Annotated in this window: 5 protein-coding genes and 1 pseudogene; 2 read left to right on the forward strand and 4 right to left on the reverse strand. The window is 48.1% G+C overall.

The genetic code is table 11. The annotated features are described in order from the left end of the window. Positions 1–1,743, reverse strand: a pseudogene (locus ABYP73_RS09010) (hypothetical protein); the annotation flags it as partial. Positions 1,744–1,957: 214 nt separating this feature from the next. Between ABYP73_RS09010 and ABYP73_RS09015 the strand changes: the two are divergent. Further along, positions 1,958–3,103 (forward strand): response regulator, encoded by a 1,146-nt coding sequence (locus ABYP73_RS09015; protein WP_372974098.1) that lies wholly within the window; start codon positions 1,958–1,960, stop codon positions 3,101–3,103. Between the two features lie 159 nt (positions 3,104–3,262). Then, complete coding sequence (locus ABYP73_RS09020; protein WP_372945391.1) at positions 3,263–3,400, forward strand: hypothetical protein; 138 nt, start codon at positions 3,263–3,265, stop codon at positions 3,398–3,400. Between the two features lie 92 nt (positions 3,401–3,492). Here ABYP73_RS09020 and ABYP73_RS09025 read toward each other — a convergent pair whose 3' ends face one another. The 3 genes from ABYP73_RS09025 to ABYP73_RS09035 all read right to left on the reverse strand — a co-directional run. Further along, complete coding sequence (locus ABYP73_RS09025) at positions 3,493–4,875, reverse strand: caspase family protein (protein WP_372974099.1); 1,383 nt, start codon at positions 4,873–4,875, stop codon at positions 3,493–3,495. A gap of 72 nt (positions 4,876–4,947) precedes the next feature. Next, positions 4,948–7,026, reverse strand: a complete 2,079-nt coding sequence (locus ABYP73_RS09030; RefSeq protein ID WP_372974100.1) for a tetratricopeptide repeat protein — start codon at positions 7,024–7,026, stop codon at positions 4,948–4,950. Between the two features lie 387 nt (positions 7,027–7,413). Next, on the reverse strand, positions 7,414–8,566 hold a 1,153-nt coding region (locus ABYP73_RS09035; protein ID WP_372974101.1), incomplete at its 5' end, for a tetratricopeptide repeat protein.

The following is an 8,566-nucleotide window of genomic DNA, read 5'->3' on the forward strand; positions in this document are numbered from 1 at the left end:
GAGTTTCAGGACCCTCCCCCATATGAGTCGGATGTTGAACAACAATGCGATTATAAGCGTCAAAACCGGCAAGGTCCCCCACATTAGCTTGAGATAAACCGACACCTCTTCCTTTGGGATAATCGAGGGCAAGGGAGGGACGTTCAAACGTTCCCAGACCATGATCCCGTTCTCGAGCTGTTGCAATCGCTGCCAGCCGCAGAAGTAGAGGATGGGGTCATAGAACTTGTCATTGGAGAAGATATATTTGAGGTTGTATTTCTCGGGGACCACGAGGAATTGCTGCAGGGACCCGATCCCTTCAACCCCACGGAATTTGGAATTTTCCAGCCTTTCAATGGCCTTGGTGGTTAGTTCGGGTAATCTCCTTGCGGAGTGGTAATTTCCATCGACCGTTGCAGCACTTGTCTGTGCAGATAACCAGGCCATCTGGTCCCCGAAACCCAGGGTGAGGTACCGCCACTGGTCGTGCATATCCTGATTGAGGAAATTCACAATAGGGAGCATGTTGATCTTCTGGGGTTGGGAAGGCCTGAAATATCCAAGGCTCATAGAAAAAATGACCGTAAAGAGGAGGCTACCTGCCAGGAGGCCGCCTGTCAGGCGTTGGAAGAATGACCCAAATCGCTTTTCCAGGTTTTCTTTCAAATCCCCTTCCACAAGACGGTACACAAACTCCCCAAAGAGGGGCAGCGCCATGATCGTAGCCCAGAGGGTAAACCTGTCCAGGGTCAGGATATTAAAAGCCGTTTCCCCGAGGATCATTCTCGGTATGGGCGTAGTACCCCCTGTACCCAGCAAGGTCAGCAAACTGAAAGACAACCCGAAAAAGAGATATCGTTTACTAAAGAATCGATAAAAGAGGTAAGGAAGCAAGAAAAGGAGTATCCCCCAGGGTATCAGGAAGAAAACGAGGCCAGATGAGGTCACTTCCAGAAAATTGTCCCTGGATCCATGGGGGATGGGAATCTGGGTGATGGGGTTCTCCCGGGAATTGATCCAGTAGGGAAGGATACAAAAAACGATAAGAAATAAGGATCCTGCGCCAAACGCCACGATCCTCCAGAACAGTTTTTGAAAAGATCGGAAGAACACGATAAAGGTGATCTTCCTGCTTTCAGAAACCTCAGTCCCGGCATCATCCATAACGGCCATGCCAATCAGGGGAAAGATAAAGAATACCATTCCGAAGATTGGGGTAACATGGTGGGAGGTTACGGTAACGGCGATCAGGGAGAGGGCCAAGCCCAGTTTTATGAGTTTCCCCGTCCTGAGCCACTCGTAAATTTCGGGAAGGGCATGGAGCAATACAGAAAGACCGACGATACTGGGAAGCTGTCCGAACAGGTGGAGTGTTTCAATAAACGAGGAAGACACCACAGCCACCAAAGCCGCATATCCGGCAACCTTCCGGTTCCCGGTCATCATGAGGGCAAATCGGTATACCGCGGTTATAAAAAGCACTATGGCTGTAAGGGCCACGGTATACAGGCCAAATTTGAGTCCGCCCAGCAATGACAACAGCGCCATCATCTGGTGTACAAGAGGGGGATATCCCATCACGGTAAAACCCGTATACCAGCGATAATCCCAGGGTTCCCACCACTGGGAGGCGTAATGGTCAGCAAAGAAAAGGTGGATCAGGGCGTCATAGGTAGACTCCAGGGTGAAGAACAGGGCCGAACCGTGAAAGGCAAGCCCCAGGAAAAGAGCCAGCAACAATAATAAATTAGATCTTTTCATGTCTAATCCCTGTAGGAAAATATAACAGTTCAAAGGTAGATATATTGTGGTACTGATCGATAATCGGCCACGGGCACTACCGGCCTGTTCGTCTACAGAAACCTGCCATTCGTCTCTGACCACCCTAAATGCAGGTCTTATCCATTTACTTTTGTTTCTGAAATCGGAATAAAAGCCGATCTCACTTAACCCTTATCAACAAAATACTTAACCTATGAAAATCCTCGCTATTGATGATCAGCAGCTTATCCTGCTGTCCATCCAAAAAAAACTGACCGAATCAGGCTTTGATGTCTGCATTTCTGAAACGGGCGATAAAGGTATCGTCCTTTACGAACAATTTAAGCCAGACCTGGTCATAGTTGATATCAACATGCCCGGGATGAGCGGACTGGACGTGGTGAAACACATCCGACTCAACAAAGGCGATGATACCCCCATTTTAATTCTTTCCGGCAATACAGACGAGCAAGTGATCGTCGACGGATTCGACCTCGGGATCAATGACTACATGAAAAAACCGGTAAGCCTCAATGAGATGGCTGCAAGGGTGGATCGCATCCTCGGGATACGCAATTTGCCCGAAAGAAGAATCCCCGTGAAGACCAACCAAATACTCCAGCAATATTGTGTGGGTATCGTAATCCCCTGCTACAACGAAGAAGAACGCCTTTCCAGCGCTGCCTTTCAGCAGATCGCCACCGAAAACCTGGGATATCACCTGTGCTTCGTCAATGACGGGAGTACGGATAACACCTTGGAGGTCCTGAATAGACTGAAGGAAGGGAACGAAGACCGCATCAGTGTCTACAACTGTGAGGAGAACGGAGGCAAAGCCGAAGCGGTCAGGCAGGGTATGCAGCACCTGGCCAAAGACAAACAATTCGATTACCTCGGGTACCTCGATGCCGACCTTTCTACGGATTTCAGGGATTTTGACGAACTGGTCAGGACCCTTGAAAACTCGGAGTTCAAGATTGTCAGTGGATCCCGGATCAGCCGAATGGGAGCGAATATCACCAAAGAATCTGCCCGAAAGATCATCAGCAAGACCATCAATATGATCATACAGAAAATCCTGGAAATGCCTTTTAAGGACACCCAGTGCGGGGCCAAGATCATGAGTCGTGATATAGTGGAACCGATCTTCGAAGATAAATTCATCACCCGATGGCTGTTCGACGTGGAGATCTTTATGCGTATGAAGGGACTTTACGGAAAGGATAAGGCTCATAAGCTCATCTGCGAACAACCTTTAAAGAGGTGGATACATGCAGACGGGTCTAAACTTTCCATGAAAGATTCCGTCAAGATCATCGGTCAGCTCGGTCATATCGCCATGTATTACAACCGGATCTGAACACCTCAAATTTTAAACCCCTGCTGATCGCAGGGGTTTTTTTACAGTTTATCGATACTTCTAAACACGCTGACTACACAAAGCCTCCGCAGGCCTGTCAACCCCTAAATAAACGCAGCATTAGACCTAGATTTGAAGTAAATCAAAAACACTCAAATCATGCAAGGGAACACACAGCAAAGCGGACTTCTGACCATCGAATCGAACAATGAGATCTACAAAATATGTGACGTACAGATCACCCAAACGGAATTTATCATCAGTGTTATGGCTCCGACGGTACTGCAACTGATATAAGCAGATGCATGCCTCACAGGAAAGGGTCCTGCCTTAAGTGCAGGACCTTTTTTTTAATGATATTCGAAATAATCGACCTGTAAAAAACACATTCAGGTCAGAAGGACATCTTTGAGGTAAGTGATAAAAGGATCCTTATCATTCTTGGTATCGAAGAGCGTATCATAGATCATCACAGCCCTTTCGTAGCACTGCATCTTAAACCGGATCCCGGCCTTTTCATGTACTACCTGGTAATTGGTTTTTGATGCTTCCAAATCGCCCAGGTAAATATGGGCCTCGGCCATGGTCACAAACTTGGGCACACTGTCATAGGGATACTGCTCAGCAGCACTTAAGGCAATGGCTGCGTACTCCCTCATCTCTCTCTTGCTTAAATCGAGTTTTGCCAGCATAAAGGCGATCTTCCCCGCATTGGTAAAGACCTGTTCCTCATCTTCGGTCTTCACGGCCAGCGCATACGCTTTTCGGTAGATCTCCAGGGCTTCTTCCCCTTCCTTCTGCAACCTGTGTTTCAGGTAGTGGTTTCGATAGAGGTCGCCAAGGGTCTCCATCAGGTCGGGATCAGATTTCGTCCTCTTATTCCGGTTCAGGGCCTCGATGGCATCCTCCACCCTGCCTACGGCCTCCATGGACTTGATCAGTTTTATAAAACTGTCCTCGTCCAGGGCATCCACATTGGGCTCAAATTCTGCGATGATGGCTTCGTGGTCCTGGGCATTTCTGGGGAAGTGGCTCAGGATCAGGTTCTCAGACATCTGGGTCTTGAAATAAGGAGTCTGAACCACCGCATTCCCTTCTTCATCTTCGCAATTAGCGGCCATACGAGGTACTTCGTTAAAGATGTATTCCACCACGTCCATCATGCTGATCTCGGGTTCTGTAAAGGGCCTCACATGCCTGCCCGCCAGTACGTCGAGCAAGGCCCGTGTAAAGAAACTATGGTCGCCATAACCGTACGACTTTTCATTGTCCTGGCAGGAAGCCATGATCCAGATGCCCTGCTCGTCATTGAGTTTCTGGGCCATACCGTAAAGACCTTTGATCCCGCTCTGCACCATCCCTTCGGCATGGCAGCAGTCGAGGAAGAGCACCAGCTTATTGGAGGGGAGATCGTTGATCTTGTCCCTTAGCTCCTCGGCCGTGATCATAGTCTCCATGATGTTGTCTGCGGTCATATCCGAAGGCTGAAGGAAGAATTTATGGCGGTCGCTGTATTTCCCACCATGGCCTGAATAATAAAGGAGGATGGTGGAATCCTCGTTCGTCTTATCCTTCAGCTCGTCAAAGGCCTGAAGGATCCCTTTCCTGGTCGCCTTCTCTTCGGTCCTGAGGATGACATTCTCTTTGGGATAGCCTATCAACTTGTCATCGATGAGGCTTTCCTTTAGCATCCTGGCATCGTTGACGGTGTATTCGATCTTATCTCCCCCAACCCCTATGATCAGGGCAAAATTGTTCTCTGAATTATACATCGGTTATGTGTTATCCCTCCTAGGAAGGCGTTGGTTATTTATGTCTGACAGGTGATTGTGACCACCCCTGTTTTACCCCTCATTCCAGAACGACAAGACCCGCTTGAATTCTGGGGATGCTTTCAGGGGCTGAAAGAGGTAATCATTCTGAAAAGTGGTACTTGTAAACCTTTTTCCTGCGGCTACTGCCTGGAGCAGGTATTTTAAGGCAACTTCTTTATCCCCTTTAAAAGCGTGAAACCGGGCCAGGTTGTAATCAACTTCTCCAAACTGATACTTTGAGCGCATTTCACTTACCTTCAACATGGTATTCTGTGCTTTTTCCTCCTCCCCCTTCTTCAGGTAGGTCATAGCCAGGAAGGTCTGCATGCCGAGGGGATCGGCACTATCCGGCACCAAGGCCTCCAGCAATGTCAGGGCCCTGGAATACTCTTCCATATAAAAGGCGATTTCTGCCTGCAATTCCCTCTCAGACTGGCTTAACTGACTACCCCTCTGTTCCTGAAAGGTCGTTACTCCAGCCAGGTACTTCATGGCCTCGGCCTTATTCCCTGTCTTCAGGTATTCCAGCCCTGTTTTGAGCATCATCAACTGCCAGTACTCTATCCTGCCAAGAAGCCGTATGTGCTCCAGCAGGTCGGCTACCGCAGCGTGGTCTCCTTCTAAAACATAAGCCTTCATAAGCACTTCCTTGATCCATTCCTGCCCTGCAGTATGTGCGTAAGGCTTTAGCATTTCTATGGTCTCCCCCGTTTTGCCCAGCTCAAGGTTGGCCATACCCTGTACGAAGTCGCGATATTCACAGGAAATACAATTGTCCAGGTCAAAGTCCTCTTGCGGAATAACCGCATAAATGGAATCAACGGCCTGGGGCATGTTCACGAATTGCAGGGCGAGGACCATCATACTCAGGTTCATCTCAATTTCATTGGGGGCACTGTTGTACTCCTCCTTATAAGTCTTAAAAGCCGTTCTGTTATCCCCTTTGAAACAAGCCTCGTAATGCTGAATCATGTTGAGCTGTTCCTTTTTGGTGCCGGTTTCTGCCGCCAGGACCTGCAGGAGGGAATCGGCTATGGCAAATTCATCCCGGTTGTAGTAGTAAGCCACCCTGTCTAACTTGGGCCTGAAAAAAGTGCTGTCGGCGGCGATCGCCTCATTGATGGTCCTCAGTTGATCCGGGGACTGGATCTGCTGGAGGTCATAACTTTCCAGCCATAGTTTATAGGCATCAAAATTAGGGGGCTTTTCCTCTATCCCGATGATCTTTGTGCCCCTGGAACCCAGATACCCGAGTACCCTTTGTTTCACATTTTCTATACAATCCAGTGGGCTGCCGGCGTCACATTCGACCTGCTCAAAAGAGACCAGCGTCCGGTTCATATTCCCATTCATGACCGAACACTGAAGCAGGAGACGGCCATTATTCAAATAATAGGTTCCCTTAACCACCTTGGAAGGCCTCAGGTACTCTTTAAGGACTCCGTTTTCCTCGCTGGGGATCACGGCCGCTTTCAGAACATTTGTATAATCCTCCACAATCTGGGGCGAGATCACCTGTCCTACTTTATTCTGGGTGATCCCGTGCATAATCCAGTCTACCGCCATATTCCCGATCACATCCAGGTTGGGATCTGCAGTGTTATTTTGAAAAGTAAGGACCGCGATCCGGTCATTATCCGGTTCATCCGGAAAGGTAAAGGCGCTCATGTCTTCCTGGTCGATAAAATTAGCCCGGACGATCAGGGATGCCGAAAGCAAGACCACGAGGCTGATGACAAAAAGGGCCGTAAAGTACATCCTTTGAAAGGGACTCAACAAACGAACCCCCGGCAGGTGGACTTTCTTTTTCTTCCCTCCGTTTGCTTCTTCGGGTACATCCGCGGATTTTGAAGTTACCTTTAAACCCTTCCGATTTTTATAACGGGTCTCCAAAGGTTTCAGGCGATAACGCCAAATGAGGTAAACATAAAACGGAAAACTGATCAGAAGCGCCAGAAGAAGATAGGTCATGCTGATCTTCGGCAACCCAATGGGCTCGTAGATCTCAGAAAACACCTGAATAAGCACCCAACTGGATACTATGTAAATGGAGAGATTCTTAAAGACCTCTTTCTCATGACATTCCTTGATGAAGTCCTTTAGATTCATGGAACAGGTACACTATGGGATTTGCGTAGTAGCTTAACCTTTTAAGTTAGGAATCCTCCTATTTTTTCACTAATATAGTGATAAATTAACTCTAAAAACTGTAAGCCATGGGGACCACAAAACCAAAAGTATCACCTAAAGAAGGGCATGTACCTAAGACCAAAGCTACTTCTAAGGAAGGTCATGTACCAAAAACAAAGGTAACCTCCAAGGGGGGAGGACACGTGCCAAAATAGTGAGGCAGCATGCCTGCTTTGTTACATAGTAAGGCTGGCACTCTAAAGATATTATGGAAAGTCGGACGTTAAAAGCGCCGACTTTTTTGTTACCTATGATTCTTTAGCAAATTAGCAAAGAACCCGGTGATCCTTACCTGAGTCAAGGATTTCAATGCCAGAAGGTAAGGACGTTTTTAAAGGCGTCCATTTCCTTATAGGGCCGCATGAGCACATCGTCCTGAAAGGTTCCGGGATTATACCGTTTTCCGGCAGCAACAGCCCTGATCAGGTGCTGAATGGCCAGGTCTGCATCTCCTGTTGAGGCGAAGTAGCGTGCCCTGGCATAGTCAATGGCCCCGTATTGATAATCAGTCCGAAGTCTTTCCAGTTTTTCCATTACCTCTTCCGCTTTTTCAGTCCGACCCGTTTTCCAAAGCGACATCGCCAGAAAGGCATTATTGTCAATATCATCGGGATCCACTTCAACCAGTTCTTCAAAAAAACGGACCGCAATGGGGAAATCCCCTTTATAAAAATGGGCCATGGCCTTTTGATACAACTCGTCTTCGGTGAGCTCCGCATCGGACAAATCGAAAGATCCGAGCAGCAGGTCGAGATAGGCATCCGAGGCTTCCTTCTTACCCTGAAGCAGGAACTGTTTGCCTAGCAGCAGACATTTATCCCGCCATATGTTGGTATTTCCCGTGAGTTTGACAGTGTTGAGGATCTCATCGATCTTATCCTGCTGCCCGGTCCTCACATAGGCATAGAGCAAAACATCCTTCACCCAGTAGAATTCCTTTACCGAGGCGTACTTACCGAACATTTCAATGGGGATTTCGGGCTTTCCCAGGGCAATATCGGCCATACCTTTGGTATAAAACCTGTATTCGCAGGTAAGACAGTTCAGGCTGTCTATCTTTTCCATGGCCAGTTGCTTATTGTATATGGAATCCACGGCCTCCGGCCTGTTGACAAACTGCAAGGCCACCACCATGGTACTGCTGTTGTTGTTCAGATCATCCGGTTCCCAATTATATTCCTTTTTCAGGTAGGTGAAGGCCTTCTTATTGTCTCCCCTGACCAGGGCATTCCACAGTTTGACGATGTTTTTTTGTCGGCTCCCTTTCAGGTCATCCCTGGCCAATGCCTGTATAAGGGAATCCGTCTTAGCGAACTCCTCTATATTGTAATAGTAGGTGATCCGGTGCATTTTAGGTTCGAAGTAACTGCTGTCCAGGGCTATGGCCTCGTTCATGATCCGCAGGTATTCCGGATCTGTATTGTCAACATTTTCGGCCTCCAGGATCATTTTGTAGGCC

It is taken from the genome of Muriicola sp. (assembly GCF_041567615.1).
Taxonomy (GTDB): domain Bacteria; phylum Bacteroidota; class Bacteroidia; order Flavobacteriales; family Flavobacteriaceae; genus Muriicola.

Bases quoted from the DNA above. Each gene is read 5' to 3' on its own strand.
- ABYP73_RS09015 (WP_372974098.1), top strand. From the start codon at position 1,958: ATGAAAATCCTCGCTATTGATGATCAGCAGCTTATCCTGCTGTCCATC.
- ABYP73_RS09020 (WP_372945391.1), top strand. From the start codon at position 3,263: ATGCAAGGGAACACACAGCAAAGCGGACTTCTGACCATCGAATCGAAC.
- ABYP73_RS09025 (WP_372974099.1), bottom strand. From the start codon at position 4,875: ATGTATAATTCAGAGAACAATTTTGCCCTGATCATAGGGGTTGGGGGA.
- ABYP73_RS09030 (WP_372974100.1), bottom strand. From the start codon at position 7,026: ATGAATCTAAAGGACTTCATCAAGGAATGTCATGAGAAAGAGGTCTTT.